Annotated in this window: 21 protein-coding genes; 5 read left to right on the forward strand and 16 right to left on the reverse strand. The window is 70.7% G+C overall.

Annotated elements, in window-relative coordinates:
• Positions 1–22: 22 nt before the first annotated feature.
• The 16 genes from VGC13_RS28920 to VGC13_RS28995 form a co-directional block, all read right to left on the reverse strand.
• Positions 23–187, reverse strand: coding sequence for a hypothetical protein (locus VGC13_RS28920; RefSeq protein ID WP_331128810.1), 165 nt, complete (start codon positions 185–187; stop codon positions 23–25).
• Positions 188–220: 33 nt separating this feature from the next.
• Positions 221–379 (reverse strand): hypothetical protein, encoded by a 159-nt coding sequence (locus VGC13_RS28925; RefSeq protein WP_331128811.1) that lies wholly within the window; start codon positions 377–379, stop codon positions 221–223.
• A 132-nt stretch (positions 380–511) separates the two neighbouring features.
• A complete protein-coding gene (locus VGC13_RS28930; protein WP_331128812.1) occupies positions 512–661 on the reverse strand; it encodes a hypothetical protein in 150 nt (49 codons plus the stop codon).
• A complete protein-coding gene (locus VGC13_RS28935) occupies positions 658–801 on the reverse strand; it encodes a hypothetical protein (RefSeq protein WP_331128813.1) in 144 nt (47 codons plus the stop codon). Before VGC13_RS28935 ends, VGC13_RS28930 begins: the two co-directional genes overlap by 4 nt.
• Positions 802–964: 163 nt before the next feature.
• Positions 965–1,117: a hypothetical protein gene (locus VGC13_RS28940; protein ID WP_331128814.1), complete on the reverse strand. Its 153-nt coding sequence runs from the start codon at positions 1,115–1,117 to the stop codon at positions 965–967.
• Positions 1,118–1,146: 29 nt separating this feature from the next.
• A complete protein-coding gene (locus tag VGC13_RS28945; protein ID WP_331128815.1) occupies positions 1,147–1,287 on the reverse strand; it encodes a hypothetical protein in 141 nt (46 codons plus the stop codon).
• Between the two features lie 683 nt (positions 1,288–1,970).
• Positions 1,971–2,258 carry a F0F1 ATP synthase subunit epsilon gene (locus tag VGC13_RS28950; protein ID WP_331128816.1) on the reverse strand — a complete coding sequence of 96 codons (288 nt, stop codon included), beginning with the start codon at positions 2,256–2,258 and terminating at the stop codon, positions 1,971–1,973.
• Entirely contained in the window at positions 2,258–3,739 is a 1,482-nt protein-coding gene (gene atpD / locus VGC13_RS28955) for a F0F1 ATP synthase subunit beta (protein ID WP_331128817.1), read from the reverse strand. The genes VGC13_RS28950 and atpD overlap by 1 nt, the downstream gene beginning before the upstream one ends.
• Before the next feature lie 28 nt (positions 3,740–3,767).
• The gene (gene atpG, locus VGC13_RS28960; RefSeq protein ID WP_331128818.1) at positions 3,768–4,631 is read right to left on the reverse strand and encodes an ATP synthase F1 subunit gamma; all 864 of its coding nucleotides are present in this window, start codon (positions 4,629–4,631) and stop codon (positions 3,768–3,770) included.
• Positions 4,632–4,753: 122 nt separating this feature from the next.
• Positions 4,754–6,451 (reverse strand): F0F1 ATP synthase subunit alpha, encoded by a 1,698-nt coding sequence (gene atpA, locus VGC13_RS28965; protein ID WP_331128819.1) that lies wholly within the window; start codon positions 6,449–6,451, stop codon positions 4,754–4,756.
• Positions 6,452–6,604: 153 nt separating this feature from the next.
• Complete coding sequence (gene atpH, locus VGC13_RS28970; RefSeq protein WP_331128820.1) at positions 6,605–7,177, reverse strand: ATP synthase F1 subunit delta; 573 nt, start codon at positions 7,175–7,177, stop codon at positions 6,605–6,607.
• 3 nt (positions 7,178–7,180) lie between these two features.
• A complete protein-coding gene (gene atpF, locus VGC13_RS28975) occupies positions 7,181–7,771 on the reverse strand; it encodes a F0F1 ATP synthase subunit B (RefSeq protein ID WP_331128821.1) in 591 nt (196 codons plus the stop codon).
• A 78-nt stretch (positions 7,772–7,849) separates the two neighbouring features.
• Positions 7,850–8,098 carry an ATP synthase F0 subunit C gene (gene atpE / locus VGC13_RS28980; protein ID WP_331128822.1) on the reverse strand — a complete coding sequence of 83 codons (249 nt, stop codon included), beginning with the start codon at positions 8,096–8,098 and terminating at the stop codon, positions 7,850–7,852.
• A 276-nt stretch (positions 8,099–8,374) separates the two neighbouring features.
• Positions 8,375–9,439 carry a F0F1 ATP synthase subunit A gene (atpB, locus tag VGC13_RS28985; RefSeq protein WP_331128823.1) on the reverse strand — a complete coding sequence of 355 codons (1,065 nt, stop codon included), beginning with the start codon at positions 9,437–9,439 and terminating at the stop codon, positions 8,375–8,377.
• Complete coding sequence (locus tag VGC13_RS28990; RefSeq protein ID WP_331128824.1) at positions 9,436–9,807, reverse strand: hypothetical protein; 372 nt, start codon at positions 9,805–9,807, stop codon at positions 9,436–9,438. The genes atpB and VGC13_RS28990 overlap by 4 nt, the downstream gene beginning before the upstream one ends.
• Positions 9,804–10,043, reverse strand: coding sequence for an AtpZ/AtpI family protein (locus VGC13_RS28995; RefSeq protein ID WP_331128825.1), 240 nt, complete (start codon positions 10,041–10,043; stop codon positions 9,804–9,806). The genes VGC13_RS28990 and VGC13_RS28995 overlap by 4 nt, the downstream gene beginning before the upstream one ends.
• Positions 10,044–10,306: 263 nt before the next feature.
• On the opposite strand from VGC13_RS28995, the gene VGC13_RS29000 reads away from it, so the two are divergent.
• From VGC13_RS29000 to thiO, 5 genes are all read left to right on the forward strand, one after another.
• Positions 10,307–10,741: a BsuPI-related putative proteinase inhibitor gene (locus tag VGC13_RS29000; RefSeq protein ID WP_331128826.1), complete on the forward strand. Its 435-nt coding sequence runs from the start codon at positions 10,307–10,309 to the stop codon at positions 10,739–10,741.
• Positions 10,738–11,784 carry a threonine/serine dehydratase gene (locus VGC13_RS29005; RefSeq protein WP_331128827.1) on the forward strand — a complete coding sequence of 349 codons (1,047 nt, stop codon included), beginning with the start codon at positions 10,738–10,740 and terminating at the stop codon, positions 11,782–11,784. Before VGC13_RS29000 ends, VGC13_RS29005 begins: the two co-directional genes overlap by 4 nt.
• Positions 11,784–12,353, forward strand: coding sequence for a gamma carbonic anhydrase family protein (locus VGC13_RS29010; protein ID WP_331128828.1), 570 nt, complete (start codon positions 11,784–11,786; stop codon positions 12,351–12,353). The genes VGC13_RS29005 and VGC13_RS29010 overlap by 1 nt, the downstream gene beginning before the upstream one ends.
• Positions 12,350–13,516, forward strand: a complete 1,167-nt coding sequence (locus VGC13_RS29015) for a M42 family metallopeptidase (protein ID WP_331128829.1) — start codon at positions 12,350–12,352, stop codon at positions 13,514–13,516. Before VGC13_RS29010 ends, VGC13_RS29015 begins: the two co-directional genes overlap by 4 nt.
• A 105-nt stretch (positions 13,517–13,621) precedes the next feature.
• Positions 13,622–14,740 carry a glycine oxidase ThiO gene (gene thiO / locus VGC13_RS29020; protein ID WP_331128830.1) on the forward strand — a complete coding sequence of 373 codons (1,119 nt, stop codon included), beginning with the start codon at positions 13,622–13,624 and terminating at the stop codon, positions 14,738–14,740.
• Positions 14,741–14,751: the final 11 nt, after the last annotated feature.

Here is a 14,751-nt window from a genome sequence, read left to right on the forward strand (position 1 = left end):
CTCGGGGTTCAGGGGGGACGGATCAGTAGCAGTAGTTGTACGTTTCCGCCGGGCAGATGAAGCAGCGGGTGGCCGCGGTCGGGTCCTTGATGATGATGGGCCCGTACACCGCCGCGGTGTCGGCGTCGAGCGCTTCGGCGCTCGTGTCGAACGACGACACGTTCAGCTCTTCGGGATTCAGCTTCATGGGACGTTCCTCAGGGTAGGGGGGTTGGTCAGGCTACCAGCACTTGGGCGTGTCTTCCGGGCACACGTAGCAGTGCGTGGCCGGCGTGGGCTCATCGGTGTCGATGGTGACCGGGTCGGTGGCCGGGTCCTTCACGCTGCGCTCCTCCGTCTGAAAGGAGGTCACGACCACGTCTTCGGTGTTCAGCTTCATGGGGATGCTCCCTCGGGTGTTGAATGTCGCGCGGCGGCCGACTTGCCACCGGACACCGCGCGCGTATCTACGGACGGCCGTACGCCGGCGGACGCACGCGAAGCGGCGTCCGCACGGCGGACAGCAACGGGCTCAGTAGCAGGCGTCCGTGCCCACGGGGCAGATGCGGCACCAGGTGCCCGGCGTGGGATCGTTGGTCTTGATGGTGCCGATGACCGCGTCCTCCTGCTCGGGGCCGGTGTCGAACGAGGTCACGTCCAGGTCTTCGGGGTGCAGCTTCACGGGTACTCCGGGCAGATGCGGCAGAACGTGGCCGGCGTGGGATCGTTGGGATCCCTGGTCGTGGTGGTGGCGACCACGTCGACGTTCTCGGTGCCGGTGTCGAACGAGGTCACGTCCAGGTCTTCGGGATGCAGCTTCATGGGAATCCTCGAGGTCTTGGGTTACCGCCAGTGGACGGGTGGGACGTGCGGAGCGGTACACCCCGCCCGTCCCTGGACGGCTGTCACCAGCCGCCTCATCTGCGTTCGTACGGTGCAACCAAAAGCGCGGGCCGCCTGAAGCCCAAGCGCGGACCGTGCGGGCTCAGTAGCAGTCCGACGTGGCCGGCGGGCAGACGAAGCAGCGCGTGGCGGCCGTGGGATCGTTGATCGTCCGGATGGTGACGGGCGAGAGGTAGTCGGCCTCGGCGCCGGTGTCGAACGACGTCACGTCCAGCTCTTCGGGATTCAGCTTCATCGGAGGCTCCCAGTCCGGGTGTGTGCGGATCAGCAGGGGAACGAGGCCGGCGGACAGTCGTAGCAGTGCGTGGCCGGCGTGGGTCCGTCGGTGCCGGGCAGCGACGGGTAGTACGGCTCGGGCGTCGGGTCGAACGACGTAACCGTCAGTGCTTCGGGGTTCAGCTTCACGAGATCCTCCAGAAACGGGCGAAGGGGGGGGAACCGTCGAGCGATGAATGTCTCACAAACCTGCGCCAAATACAAGTAGGCACGGCCGGAAAACACAACCGCCTGTCGCCTCACATGTCTGCTGCGCCAACCAGTCGCAGCCGAGCGATACGCACCCGGCTGGCGCTTCCGCTTCATCGTCAGGGCCGGCGAGTGGGTGATGTGGCGCGTGGATGAATATCGAGAAAGCTGCCCGAAACGGGAAGCGGCTCGCTGTACGCGTTGAGGGCGGCCGGGAACCGTGTCGCACACCCCGGCGGTGGGCGTGGCGGATGATCCGCAAGATCGCGCATCAGGTGGTGCGTACCTCTTATTCCCGTGCGCTACGGGAGATCATCGGCCGATACGCATCCCCTCGAAAAAACGCGGATGGCCCCCTGCCGCATTTCCATCCCTCTCCCGTTCCCGACATCCCACGCCGGCTCGTGCCTCGCCGACCGGCGCGCCATGCCTCCGCTCACCACGGACCAGCGTTTCCGACAGCGAGCGCAGAGGAAGCGGCACGAGAAAACTCCGTTGACTCCGTTGACTCCGTGTGAGGCCATTCTTTTGCGGATCTGGATCATACACGATGTCCGCGGACAAAAGAAAACGCAGAGGCTCGATCAGCCTCTGCGTCTTCGTTTTTCTCCGCGGACCAGGAACTACGCCGCGTCGGCGCGCTCGCTGAGGACGGTGACCTCGTTGTTGGCCACCTGCAGAAAGCCGCCCGACACCTGAAAGCGCAGCTCCTGCCCGCCGGTGCGGATGCGCAGGGCACCCTCGCCCAGCAGCGCCATCAGCGGCGCGTGCCCGCGCAGAATGCCCAGGCTGCCGTTGTGCGCGGGGGCCGTCACCGAATCCGCCACCCCCTCGTAGACCGTGCGCTCCGGCGAGAGCACCGTGACGTGCAGCGCCCCGCCGGTCTCCGCGCCCGCCGCCGGGGCCGCCATCAGCCGCCCGCCTCGAGCTTGCGGGCCTTCTCGATCACGCCCTCGATGCCGCCCACCATGTAGAACGCCTGCTCCGGCAGGTGGTCGAACTCGCCCGCCACCACGCGCTCGAAGCTCGCGATGGTGTCCTCGAGCTTCACGTACGCGCCCGGCGTGCCCGTGAACTGCTCGGCCACGTGGAACGGCTGCGACAGGAAGCGCTGGATGCGGCGGGCGCGGCCCACCGTGACCTTGTCCTCTTCCGACAGCTCGTCCATGCCCAGGATGGCGATGATCTCCTGCAGCTCCTTGTAGCGCTGCAGGATGCGCTGCACCGCCGTGGCCACGTTGTAGTGGCGCTCGCCGATGAACTGCGGGTCCACGATGCGCGACGTCGAGTCGAGCGGGTCCACCGCGGGGTAGATGCCGATCTCCGTCAGCGCGCGGCTGAGCACCGTCGTGGCGTCGAGGTGCGCGAAGGCCGTCGCGGGCGCCGGGTCCGTAAGGTCGTCGGCGGGCACGTAGATGGCCTGCACCGAGGTGATGGAGCCCTCGCGGGTCGACGTGATGCGCTCCTGCAGGCCGCCCATCTCGGTGGCCAGCGTGGGCTGGTACCCCACGGCGCTCGGCATGCGGCCCAGAAGGGCGGACACCTCGGAGCCGGCCTGGGTGAAGCGGAAGATGTTGTCCACGAAGAACAGCACGTCCTGCTTCTCGACGTCGCGGAAGTACTCCGCCACCGTCAGCCCCGCCAGCGCCACGCGCAGGCGCGCGCCGGGCGGCTCGTTCATCTGCCCGTAGACCAGCGCCACGCTGCTGTCGGCCAGGTTGTCGTCCTTGATGAGCCCCGCCTCGCGGAACTCCAGCCACAGGTCGGTGCCCTCGCGGGTGCGCTCGCCCACGCCGGCGAACACCGAGCGGCCGCCGTGCCCCATGGCGATGTTGTTGATGAGCTCCTGGATGACCACCGTCTTGCCCACGCCGGCGCCGCCGAACAGGCCGATCTTGCCGCCCTTCACGTACGGGGTCAGCAGGTCCACCACCTTGATCCCCGTCTCCAGCACCTCGGTGGTGCTCTCCAGGTCCACGAACGCCGGGGCGTTGCGGTGGATGGGCCAGCGCTCGGAGGTGGCGGGAATCTCGCCGCGCTCGTCCACCGGGTCGCCCAGCACGTTCAGAATGCGGCCCAGCGCCGCCGCGCCCACCGGCACCCTGATGAAGCTGCCGGTGTCGACGATCTCCATGCCGCGCACCACGCCGTCGGTGGGCTCCATCGACACCGCGCGCACCTGGTTGCGGCCGATGTGCTGCTGCACCTCGAGCGTCACCGCCAGCGCCGGACGGCCCTCGGCGGCGGGCTGGCGAATGACCAGCGCGTTGTAGATCTCAGGGAGCTGGCCTTCGAACTCGGCGTCGATGACCGGTCCGATGACCTGGACCACGCGGCCCACGTTGAGCGTGCCCGCGGGCACGGTGGCCCGCTCGGGGGCAATGGCTGCCATGTATGGTTCTCCTTTTCGTGGACCGTGTCTATTCCAGCGCCGCCGCGCCGCCGACGATCTCGGCGATCTCCTGCGTGATGGCCGCCTGGCGAACGCGGTTGTACGTACGCGACAGGCTTTCCAGCAGGTCGCTGGCGTTGTCGGTGGCGTTCTTCATGGCCGTGCGCCGCGCGCCGTGCTCCGCCGCGCTGGTTTCCACCAGCGCCCGGTACACGCTGTTGCGCACGTACAGCGGCAGGATCTTGCCCAGGATCTCGTCGGCCCCGGGCTCCAGGATGTAGTCCAGCTCGCCCGTCTCGGCACCCTCGGGCGCCACCACGGGAAGCAGGTTCATGGTGGTGGGCGGAGTCGAAAGCGCCGAGTTGAATTTGGCGTACACCACGTACACCGCGTCCAGCTCGCCGTCCACGAACCGCTGGGTAAGCCCGTCCACCAGCCGCTGCGCGTCCTCGGCCCCCGGCTTGTCGCCGATGTCGCTGACCGAGGTGTGCAGCGTTTCGCCCGCGAAGCGGAAGAACTGGATCCCCTTCTTCCCGGTCGCGTGCAGCTCCGCCTCGGCGCCCTCGGCGCGCAGGCGGGCCAGCAGGTTGCGGGCCTCGCGGATCAGGTTGGCGTTGAAGGCGCCCGCCAGGCCGCGGTTGCTGGTGATGAGCAGCACCGCCGCGCGCCGCACCTGCGCCGGCTGGCGCAGCAGCGGGTAGCGCGCCGCCAGCTCGGGCGTCAGCAGCCGGCTGATGACGCCGGCCAGCCGCTCCGCGTACGGCCGCGCCGCCGCCACCCGGTCCTGCGCGCGCTTCAGCTTGGACGTGGACACCATCTCCATCGTCCGGGTGATCTTGCGCGTGTTCTGGACCGAGCGGATGCGGCCCTTCAGTTCTCTGGCTTTGGCCATGTCAGGCTCTTATCGAAAGACGCACGCCGTGATCGATCAGTGCGTGAGTGCGTTCGTGCGTTGGTGCGGGAGTACGTGAGCGCATTGACTTCCGCACTCACGCACTTCCGCACTCCCGCACTTCAGTACGACTGCCGTGCGCCCGCGGCGTTGGTCTCGGGCTTCGACGCCATGCGCAGCTGCTCCTCCGACATCCGCCGGTCGGCGTCGGTCTCGTGCAGGATGGCGCTGTTCTGGTAGTCGTCGGTGCCCACCGGCGAGTGCGGATCGGAGAACAGCTCCGAGTACCGCTCGATGGCCGCCTTGAGCGCCTGCTCGTTGTCGGCCGTCAGGTCGCGGTTGGTGCGGATGGACTCCATGACCTGCGGGTGCTGCGTGCGCAGGTACACGTGGAAGTCGCGCTCCCACGCCTTGACCATCGGCAGGTCCACGCCGTCCAGGTAGCCGTTGGTGAGCGCGTAGATGATCGCCACCTGGTGCTCCACCGCCGCCGGCGCGTACTGGCCCTGCTTCAGGATCTCGACCGACCGCGCGCCGCGCGCCAGCTGGCGCTGCGTCACCGCGTCGAGCTCGCTGCCGAAGGCGGCGAACGCCTCGAGCTCGCGGTACTGCGCCAGCTCGCCCTTCAGCTTGCCGGCCACCTTCTTCATGGCCTTGATCTGCGCGCTGCCGCCCACGCGGCTCACGCTGATGCCCACGTTCACCGCCGGGCGCACGCCCGAGTAGAACAGGTTGCTCTCCAGGAAGATCTGCCCGTCCGTGATGGAGATCACGTTGGTCGGGATGTACGCCGACACGTCGCCGGCCTGCGTCTCGATGATCGGCAGCGCGGTCAGCGAGCCGCCGCCTTCGGCGTCGCTCAGCTTGGCCGCGCGCTCCAGCAGGCGGCTGTGCAGGTAGAACACGTCGCCCGGGTACGCCTCGCGACCCGGGGGGCGGCGCAGCACCAGCGACATCTGCCGGTACGCCACGGCCTGCTTGCTCAGGTCGTCGTACACGCAGAGGGTGGGCATGCCCTTCCCCTCTTCGTTCTTGGTGTACATGAAGTACTCGGCCAGCGCGGTGCCCGCGTACGGCGCGATGTACTGCATGGGGGCGGGGTCCGACGCCGTCGCCGCGACGACGATGGAGTACTCCATGGCGCCGGCGTCCGTCAGCCGCTGCACCACGCCCGCCACCGTCGACGCCTTCTGGCCGATGGCGACGTACACGCAGACGACGCCCTGGCCCTTCTGGTTGATGATGGTGTCGATGGCGATGGCCGTCTTCCCCGTGCCGCGGTCGCCGATGATGAGCTCGCGCTGGCCGCGGCCGATGGGGATCAGGGCGTCGATGGCCTTGAGGCCCGTCTGCATGGGCTCGCCCACGGGCTTCCGGAGCACGATGCCCGGCGCCACGATGTCCACCTGGCGGCGCGCCACGCTGGCGATGGGGCCCTTGCCGTCGATGGGCTCGCCCAGCGGGTTCACCACGCGGCCCAGGTAGCCGGGGCCCACGGGAATGTCGAGCACGCGGGCGGTGCGGCGCACCTGGTCGCCCTCGTGGAGGACCGTCCAGTCGCCCAGCACCACCGCGCCGATGTTGTCTTCTTCCAGGTTCAGCGCCAGCCCGGTGATCACCTGCCCCGTCTCGCCGGCGGTGAACTCGAGCATCTCGCTGGCCATGGTGCCCTGGAGGCCGTAGACGCGCGCGATGCCGTCCTTTACCTCGAGCACCGAGCCCACCTGCTCTGCCTGCAGAACGTCCTCGTACCGCTCGATCTCGCCGAGCAGCACGTTCTTGATCTCGCTTGCGCGAAGCTGGGTATCCGCCGTCGCCATCGTTGTCCTCGCTCTATCAGGGTCCAGCGCGCCGCTGGAGAGGAAGTGCCTAGTGCCCAGTGCCTAGTGCCCAGTGCCGTCCAGGGATACGGGAAGAGTCAGACGCCCGCACGTTCAGTTGCAGGCTGTTCCCTGTTCCCTATTCCCTATTCCCTATCCGTTCACGGCCGCCGGAAGCTGCGTGTCCATCAGGCGGCGGCGCAGCTGCGCGGCGCTGCTGCGCACCGAGCTGTCCAGGATCTCGTCGCCCAGCCGCAGCACCATGCCGCCCAGCAGCTCGGGGTCCACGCGGTAGGTGGGGATCACCGTGCGGCCCAGCTGCACCTCCAGCGCGCGCTGGATCTCGGCCTGCAGCGCCTCGTCGGGGGCGTGGCTGATGGCCACGTCCACCCGCGCGCGCCCCATCCGCTGGTCCACCAGCGTGCGGTACGCCTGCGCGATCTCCGGCAGCAGCGTCTGGCGGCGCTTGTCCACCAGCACCATCACGAAGCGCACGAACAGCTCGGGCGCGCGGCCGGCCAGCGCCTGCCGCAGCGCCTCCTTCTTCTGCTCCGGGCGCACCTGCGGCGTCTCCAGGAACTGGCGCGTGCGGGGGTCGCTGGCCAGCATCCCGGCCAGCTCGTCGATGGCCCGCCCGAACTCGTCCAGCGCCCCGGGGCCGCCGCTGCGCTCGGCCAGCGCCAGCAGCGTCTCGGCGTAGTTGCGGGAGATGATCTCGGCGCGCACGGCTCAGGCCCTCGCGGGGGTCTGCGCCATCTGGGCCAGCGACTCGCGCACCAGGCGGCGGTTGTCTTCCGTGTCCAGGTTGCGGCGCACCAGCTTTTCGGCCGCGGCCATGGCCAGCACCACCGCGTCGCGGCGCACCGAGTCCAGCGCCATCTCGCGCTCGCTGGCGATGTCGCGGCGGGCGCGCTCCAGCATCTCCTGGCGCTCGCGGTTGGCGGCGTCCATCACCTCGGCGCGCATCTTCTCGGCCTGGCCGCGGGCCTCCTCGACGGCGCCGTGCACCCGGGCGCGCGTGTCCTCGACCAGCTGCCGGTTCTCGGCGGCCAGCGCGGCGGCCTCGGCGCGGTCGCGCTCGGCGGCCTCGGTGAGCTCGGCGATGTGCCGTTCACGCGCTTCCACCGCGCCCAGGATCTTGGGATAGGCGGCCCTGCTGAGAATCGCCAGGACGATCAAAAAGATGACGATCGTCCAGATGGTGAGCCCCGGGTTCACCGAGAGCAGGCCGCCGCCGCCGCCACCCTCGCCGTGCTCCTGCGCAAGGAGCGGCGTGGCGGTGAAGAGCAGGGCCGTGATGGCAAAGAGCGAGCGGCGCATGGCTGATCTATCGGTAAAGAAAAATGTTCCGGGGGACCCCCGCGGTACGCCCGCGGGGGCCCGGTCGGTCCGGGTGGCTCAGACCTTACCCTGGATCAGGAACGTCACCACGATGGCGAACAGCGCCGCGCCTTCGACGAAGGCCGCAAGGATCAGCGCGCCCGTCTGGATGGTGCCGGCGATCTCGGGCTGGCGGGCCATGCCCTCGGTGGCGCCGCGGCCGATCATGCCGATGCCGATGCCGGCGCCGATCACGGCGAGGCCGGCGCCGATGCCGGCGCCCAGCAGGCCGTTGGTGAGGCCGTTCGCGACTTCCTGGAGGATCATCTCGGTATCTCCACAAAAAGGAGTTCAATTCGTCTCGGGCACTGCTCGCGCGGACCCGCGGCCCGCGGACGCCAAAGCCGGCCTTTCGCCGCGCGTCCTCCCCGGGCGCCCATCTCCCGGGTACTGTACGACGGGGGTGGAGCGATCCCCCGCCGGCGGAGAGATTCGGGCTTCTCCGCGAGCCCTCCAGCCTATCGATCAGTGCGTGAGTGCGTTAGTGGAGCCGCACAGTACGCTGCCTCACTCCGAAACCACTTCCGCACTTCCGCACTTTCCTCAGTGTGCGTGCCGCACCAGGCCGATGAACACGCTGGCCAGCATGGCGAAGATGAACGCCTGCAGGAACGCCACGAACAGCTCCAGGAACGTGATCGCCACCGCCATCAGCACCGGCGCGGGAAGGACGGCCCAGCTGCCGAAGACGAAGATGAGCGAGATGATGGCCAGGAGCACGATGTGCCCCGCGGTCATGTTCGCCATCAGGCGGATGGCCAGCGCGATGGGGCGCACGAACTTGCCCGACAGCTCGATGGGCATGAGCGCCGCCGCCATCAGGTTCCCCGCGATGGGGTTCATCCCCTTGGGGACGAACCAGATGGTGTGCCAGTACTGCCTGGGCCCCACCGCCATCATCCCGCCGACCTCCACCACCAGGAAGACCAGGAACGCCAGGCCGATGGTGACCGAGATCCCCGCGGTGGGCGTGCTGCCGTAGGGGATGAGCCCCAGCAGGTTGTTGAACAGGATGAAGAAGAACAGGGTGACGATGAACGGCGCGTACTTTTCGCCACCGTGCCCCACGTTGGGCATCACCACCTCGTTGCGGACGTACAGCACCATGGCCTCGATGAGGTTGTGGCGCTTGCCGCCGGTGCGCCCCGCCCCGGCGCGCGCGGCCAGCCCCGCGCCGCCCAGCAGGGTAAGGAGCGTCAGCAGCGCCGCGAACCCCAGGAAGAGCACGTGCTTGGTGGGGGTCATGTCGATGGGCCCCACCATCCACGAGCCGGCCGCGGGAAAGTGGAGCACCGTTCCCGGCAGCTCCCACTCGCGCGAGTCCTGGATGTGGTGCAGAAAGTCGATCTGCCCGCCGCCGCCGTGGCCCTCTTCGGCCGCGGCGCCGTGCTCGCCGGCGGCCGCGGGGGCGTGGCCGGCGTTGGGGTCGGCGCCGTGGTCCTGGGTGCCGCCCATGGTCTCGACCGCGCCCTGCCCGGAGGGGGCGGCGGCCGGCGCGTGCGTGTCGGCCGTGCCGTACGGGTCGCCCTGCGGGGGCGGCGCGTGGACGGGGTCCGCCTGCTGCGGCGCGCCCGCCAGGGCAAGGAGCACTGCAATCGTGGAGATCATCGACCCTTTGGGTTCCGTGCACCGGCCGCCAGGGCGACCGGTTCCAGCAGTGTGGTTGCGAACAGCACCGTCACCAGCGAATACAGAAAGGGCTCAGGCTGCAGCCCCGCCGCGGGAATGATCACCAGCGCGGCCACGATCACCAGCAGCAGCCGGCCCAGCATTCCCACCCCGTACGCCGCCAGGGCGTTGTCGGGAAAGGCCACCGCGGCGATCAGCAGCACCAGGAGCTGAAAGGCGACGCCCACCAGCACTCCGGTGGCCATGTCCCCGCGCGCGTCCGGCTGCGCGAGGGTGAGCCCGGCCGCGTACACCAGGGCGCCGATCACCAGCACCCCCGCCGCCGCGATCATCGTCCCGCGCTTCACGGGTCCTCCCGGTCGCCCAGCACCAGGCGGCGGTACATCCAGAACACGCTCAGCCCGAATCCCACGAACACCCCCGCCATCAGCAGCCAGGGCTCCGTGCCCAGGCGGTCGTCCAGCCACTTTCCCGCGAACAGAAAGGCGACCAGCACCACCGCGAACTGAATTCCGATCCCCGCCAGCTGCGCCGGGTCCTGCCCTTTTCTCCGTCCCCCCGGCCCCGGTGAATTCGCTTTCATTTCCGCGCCTTTCCGGGCTCCAGGGGGTGGTGGCGAGCCCAATATAGGAGCTTGTGAAATTTTTCGCAAGCACGTCACGGCGCGCTTGTGAAAATTTTCGCAAGCCCGCCGCGGCGGCGCGGGAATCCTTGCTTGACGCCGATTCTCGCTGGCGTCTAATTTGCCGGTCCGGGTGATGGATCGCGATCGAACGTTCGCTTTGCACCCTCACCCGCACCCCCGGTCCCGACCCGATGCGCCATTCCGCCCCGCCGCGCCGACGTATGTTGCTGCTGCTCGCCGCGCTGGCGGCCTGCACGCGGCCGCTGCCGCCCCCGCCCGACGGAATGGCGCCGCCGCCCGCGCCCGCCCAGGCGGCGCTCGTCTCGTCCCTTTCGGTGGAGACGGCGGGCGACACGGTGGTCTTCACCCTGCAGGTGACCAACCCGTACGAGGCGCCGGTCCCCGTGGCCTTCAACAGCGCCCAGACGCACGACTTCGCCGTGCGCGGCGCGGGCGGGCGCGAGCTGTGGCGCTGGTCGGCGGACCGGGGCTTTGCCCAGGCGCTGCAGACGCGCACCCTGGCGCCGGGAGCCACCTGGACCTTCGCCGAGCGCTGGACCCCGCCCGCCGGGACCCGCGGCGAGCTGACGGCCGTGGCGCGGCTGGCGTCCACCAGCCACGCGGTGGAGCGCACCGCCGTGTTCCGCCTTCCGTGAACAGGGCCGCGCGCGCCCGCACGTTCCATTCCCAACCCGCGGTCACGGCGGCCGCGGACGAGGCGGGTGCACCGGTGATGGAGGCGTTTCCCGCGCTGGCGGACGTGCTGGTGGCGGCGCGGCGGCTGGAGGGCGTCGCCCGGCGCACGCCGCTGGAGCGCTCCGCCTGGCTTTCGGAGCGCGCGGGGACGGACGTCTGGCTGAAGCTGGAAACCTTGCAGCGCACCGGCTCGTTCAAGCTGCGGGGCGCCTACAACGCCATCGCCTCGCTCTCCGCCGAGGAGCGCGCGCGGGGGCTGGTGACGGCGTCCGCGGGGAACCACGGGCAGGGGGTGGCGCTGGCGGCGGCGCTCCTGGGCGCGCGGGCGCTCGTCTTCGTCCCCTCCAGCGCGCCGGAGGCCAAGAAGCGGCGCATCGCCCGCCACGGCGCGGAGCTGCGCGAGGTGCAGGGCGGCTACGACGAGGCGCACCACGCGGCGGAGGCGCACGCGGCGCGGACGGGGGCTACCTTCGTCCACGCCTTCAGCGACCCCGCCGTGGTCGCGGGCCAGGGGACGGTGGGGCTGGAGATCGTGCGGGATCTCCCGGAGGTGCGGACCCTCGTGGTTCCCGTGGGCGGCGGGGGGATCGCGGGGGGAATCGGCATCGTGGCGCGGGCGATGGGGAGCGGCATCCGCGTCGTCGGCGTGCAGACGGAGGAGACGGCGGCCATGCACGCGTCCCTCGCCGCCGGCCGGCTGACCTCGCCGCCGTACGGCGAGACGTTGTGCGAGGGGCTGTCGGGAGACGTGGACGCGCGCAGCCTGGCCCTGGCGGCACGGGTGGTGGACGGGGTGGTGCTGGTGACGGAGGCCGCGGTGCGCCACGCCATGCGGCGATTGTTCGAGGAGGAGGGGATCGTGGCGGAGGGATCGGCGGCGGTGGGGGTGGCGGCGGTGCTGGAGGGGGCGGTGGAGCGGATGGCCGGCCCGGCGGCGGTGGTGCTGACCGGCGGCAACGTGGACGGGGCGCGGCTGGCGCGGGTGCTGGGGGAGGACGGCTGATGGGTGTCATCCTTCCCTTCGCCGGCATCCACCCCCGCATCCATCCCACCGCGTTCATCGCCCCCAACGCGACGGTGATCGGCAACGTGACCATCGAGGCGGAGGCCAGCGTGTGGTTCGGCGCGGTGATCCGCGGGGACGAGCCGGAGTTCGAAATTCGCGTGGGCGCGCGCACCAGTGTCCAAGACAACGTGGTGCTGCACGTTAGCAGGCAGGGCGCGACGCTCATCGGCCCGGACGTGACCATCGGGCACGGGGCGGTGCTGGAAAGCTGCACGGTGGGGCGGGGCGCGCTGATCGGGATGAACGCCGTGGTGCTGCAGAAGGCGACGGTGGGCGACGAGGCGCTGATCGCGGCGGGCGCGGTGGTGGGACAGGGCTCCACGGTGCCCCCCAGGACGCTGGCGGCGGGGTCGCCGGCGGTGGTCAAGAAGGAGCTGCAGGGGGAGTCGCTGCGCTGGATACAGACCAGCGCGGGCCATTACGTGGAGCTGTCGCGCAGCTACAGGGCGCAGGGGATCGGCGATCCGCGCGGGGAACACGGGAATTCCGAAGGCAACGAAAGATGAGCGACTTCAGGACCCGGGACACGGCCCCCGGCGAACGGGTGGAGGCCGGCGCGTACCAGGCGCTCACCGCGAATCCGCCGCAGACGCGCGGAGCGCGCCTGGCCACCCCGGCGGGCGAGGAGACGGGACGCATGGAAGAGCTGCTCCGCACGCTGTGCGACCTGCCCGGCCCCACGGGGCAGGAAGAGGCGGTCACCGGGTGGGTGGCCCGCCAGTGGGAGGGCCGCGGCGAGGTGACCCTCACCCCGGTGGGCAACCTGTTCCTCCACATCCCCGGGCCGGGCCCCAGGGTGCTGCTGGCGGCGCACGCGGACGAGCTGTCGCTCATCGTCCGCTCCGTCACGGCGGACGGTTTTCTGCGCGTGCTGCCGGGCGAGCGCGACGTCTTTTCCTTTCCCTACTTCATCGGCCAGCGCTTCCGCATCCTGGCGGACGGGGGCGAGGTCCCGGGGATTTTGGCGACCACCACGGGGCACGCGCTCACGCCGGAGCAGCGGGACCGCACCCGGCTGTCGTGGGACGACCTGTTCATCGACCTGGGTATGACGGCGGAGGAGGCGGCGGAGGCGGGGATCGGGGTGGGGACGCGGATGGTGTGGGACCCGGGGATCTCGAAGGTGGGCCGGCTGCTGGTGGGCAAGGCGATGGACGACCGGCTGGGGGTGGCGGTGCTGGTGGAACTGTCGCGGCGGCTGGCGGAGCGCAAGCCGCGCTTCGACGTGACGCTGGCGCTGACGGTGCAGGAGGAGATCGGGATGGTGGGCGCCAGCAGCCTGGCGCGCGACGGGCGCACGTTCGACGTGGGCTTCATCATCGACAACGGCCTGGCGGGCGACATCCCCACGGTGGCCGAGGCGCACATGCCGGTGCGGCTGGGCGGCGGGCCGGCGCTGGTGCACCGCGACTCATCCGTCCACTACTCGCGCCGGCTGATCGCCGAGCTGCGTGCCGTGGCGCAGGAGCACGACATCCCGGTGCAGGACGTGGTGCTGTACCACTACTCGTCCGACGGCGCGCACCTGGTGCGGCAGGGGATGGAGACGCTGCTGGTGGCGCCCCCCATCCGCTATTCGCACTCGCCGTTCGAGGCCGTTGACCCGCGGGACGTGGAGAGCACCGTGCGGCTGTTCGAGGCGTACCTGGCCGAGTCCGCGCCCGAATAAAGGCAAAGAAGGCCTCACACGAGTCAGCAGAGTCAACAGAGTTTTTACTCTGCTAACTCTGCTGACTCTGTGTGAGGCCAATCTGTTCCGTAAAGATCAGGATTGATGAAGAGCGACAGCGCCGCCGACGTGGTGATCGTGGGCGGGGGAGTGATCGGATGCGCCATCGCCCGCCGCGCCGCGCGCGACGGGCTTTCGGTCGTCGTGCTGGAGCGCGGCACGCCGGGGATGGAGGCCAGCTGGGCCGCCGCCGGCATGCTGTCGCCGCTGGCGGAGGCAAACGAGCCCGGGCCCTTCCTGGAGCTGCTGCTGGCCGCGCGGGCGATGTACCCGGCGTACGCCGCCGCCCTGCGCGAGGAGACGGGGGTGGACGTGTCGTACGCGGACGCGGGGACGCTCTACACGGCGCTGCGGCGGGAGGACGAAGCGGAGCTGGAGGCGCGCTGGCGCTGGCAGTCCGCCGCCGGGCTTCCGGTGGAGCGGCTGACGGCGGAGGAGGCGCGGGGGGCGGAGCCGGCGCTCACGCCCGCCGTGCGGATGGCGCTGCGCTTTGCCGGCGACCACCAGGTGGACAACCGCGCGCTGGGGGCCGCGCTCTGGTCGGCGGCGTCGCGGGCGGGGGCGCGGTTCCGGCTGGGCGCGCACGCCGTCCGCCTGCTGCGCGAGGGGGACCGCGCCACGGGGGTGGAGTGCGCCGGGGGCGAGCGGATCGCGGCGGGGGCGGTGGTGCTGGCGGGGGGCGCGTGGGCGGGGCGGATGGACGGGCTGCCGCGGCCGCTGCCAGTGGAGCCGGTGCACGGGCAGCTGCTGGCGCTGGAGGCGGTGCCGCCGCTCTTCCGGCACGTGGTGAACACGCCGCGCTGCTACCTGGTGCCGCGCGCCTCCGGCCGGCTGATCGTGGGCGCCACGGTGGAGCGCACGGGCGATCGCAAGGCGGTGACGCCGTGGGGGCTGCGCCGGCTGATCGACGGCGCGACCGAAGTGGCCCCCGCGCTGGAGCACGCGCCGCTGGCGGAGGCGTGGAGCGGCCTGCGCCCCGGCACCCCCGACGGCTTCCCCATCCTGGGCGCGGACCCCGACGTGCCCAACCTGGTCTACGCCACCGGCCACTTTCGCAACGGCATCCTGCTGGCCCCGCTCACCGGCGAGCGCATCGGCGCGCTGCTCTCGCGCGGCGAAGGGTGCGCGGACGTGGCGGGGTTCGGGATCGGGCGGTTCGGGTGACGGATTGCCGC

The organism is Longimicrobium sp. (assembly GCF_036399255.1).
GTDB lineage: Bacteria > Gemmatimonadota > Gemmatimonadetes > Longimicrobiales > Longimicrobiaceae > Longimicrobium.

What these genes read in the sequence shown, in the direction of transcription:
- VGC13_RS28920 (WP_331128810.1), bottom strand. Translation starts at nt 187, where the DNA reads ATGAAGCTGAATCCCGAAGAGCTGAACGTGTCGTCGTTCGACACGAGC.
- VGC13_RS28925 (WP_331128811.1), bottom strand. Translation starts at nt 379, where the DNA reads ATGAAGCTGAACACCGAAGACGTGGTCGTGACCTCCTTTCAGACGGAG.
- VGC13_RS28935 (WP_331128813.1), bottom strand. Translation starts at nt 801, where the DNA reads ATGAAGCTGCATCCCGAAGACCTGGACGTGACCTCGTTCGACACCGGC.
- VGC13_RS28940 (WP_331128814.1), bottom strand. Translation starts at nt 1,117, where the DNA reads ATGAAGCTGAATCCCGAAGAGCTGGACGTGACGTCGTTCGACACCGGC.
- VGC13_RS28950 (WP_331128816.1), bottom strand. Translation starts at nt 2,258, where the DNA reads ATGGCGGCCCCGGCGGCGGGCGCGGAGACCGGCGGGGCGCTGCACGTC.
- atpD (WP_331128817.1), bottom strand. Translation starts at nt 3,739, where the DNA reads ATGGCAGCCATTGCCCCCGAGCGGGCCACCGTGCCCGCGGGCACGCTC.
- atpG (WP_331128818.1), bottom strand. Translation starts at nt 4,631, where the DNA reads ATGGCCAAAGCCAGAGAACTGAAGGGCCGCATCCGCTCGGTCCAGAAC.
- atpA (WP_331128819.1), bottom strand. Translation starts at nt 6,451, where the DNA reads ATGGCGACGGCGGATACCCAGCTTCGCGCAAGCGAGATCAAGAACGTG.
- atpF (WP_331128821.1), bottom strand. Translation starts at nt 7,771, where the DNA reads ATGCGCCGCTCGCTCTTTGCCATCACGGCCCTGCTCTTCACCGCCACG.
- atpE (WP_331128822.1), bottom strand. Translation starts at nt 8,098, where the DNA reads ATGATCCTCCAGGAAGTCGCGAACGGCCTCACCAACGGCCTGCTGGGC.
- atpB (WP_331128823.1), bottom strand. Translation starts at nt 9,439, where the DNA reads ATGATCTCCACGATTGCAGTGCTCCTTGCCCTGGCGGGCGCGCCGCAG.
- VGC13_RS28995 (WP_331128825.1), bottom strand. Translation starts at nt 10,043, where the DNA reads ATGAAAGCGAATTCACCGGGGCCGGGGGGACGGAGAAAAGGGCAGGAC.
- VGC13_RS29000 (WP_331128826.1), top strand. Translation starts at nt 10,307, where the DNA reads ATGTTGCTGCTGCTCGCCGCGCTGGCGGCCTGCACGCGGCCGCTGCCG.
- VGC13_RS29010 (WP_331128828.1), top strand. Translation starts at nt 11,784, where the DNA reads ATGGGTGTCATCCTTCCCTTCGCCGGCATCCACCCCCGCATCCATCCC.
- VGC13_RS29015 (WP_331128829.1), top strand. Translation starts at nt 12,350, where the DNA reads ATGAGCGACTTCAGGACCCGGGACACGGCCCCCGGCGAACGGGTGGAG.
- thiO (WP_331128830.1), top strand. Translation starts at nt 13,622, where the DNA reads ATGAAGAGCGACAGCGCCGCCGACGTGGTGATCGTGGGCGGGGGAGTG.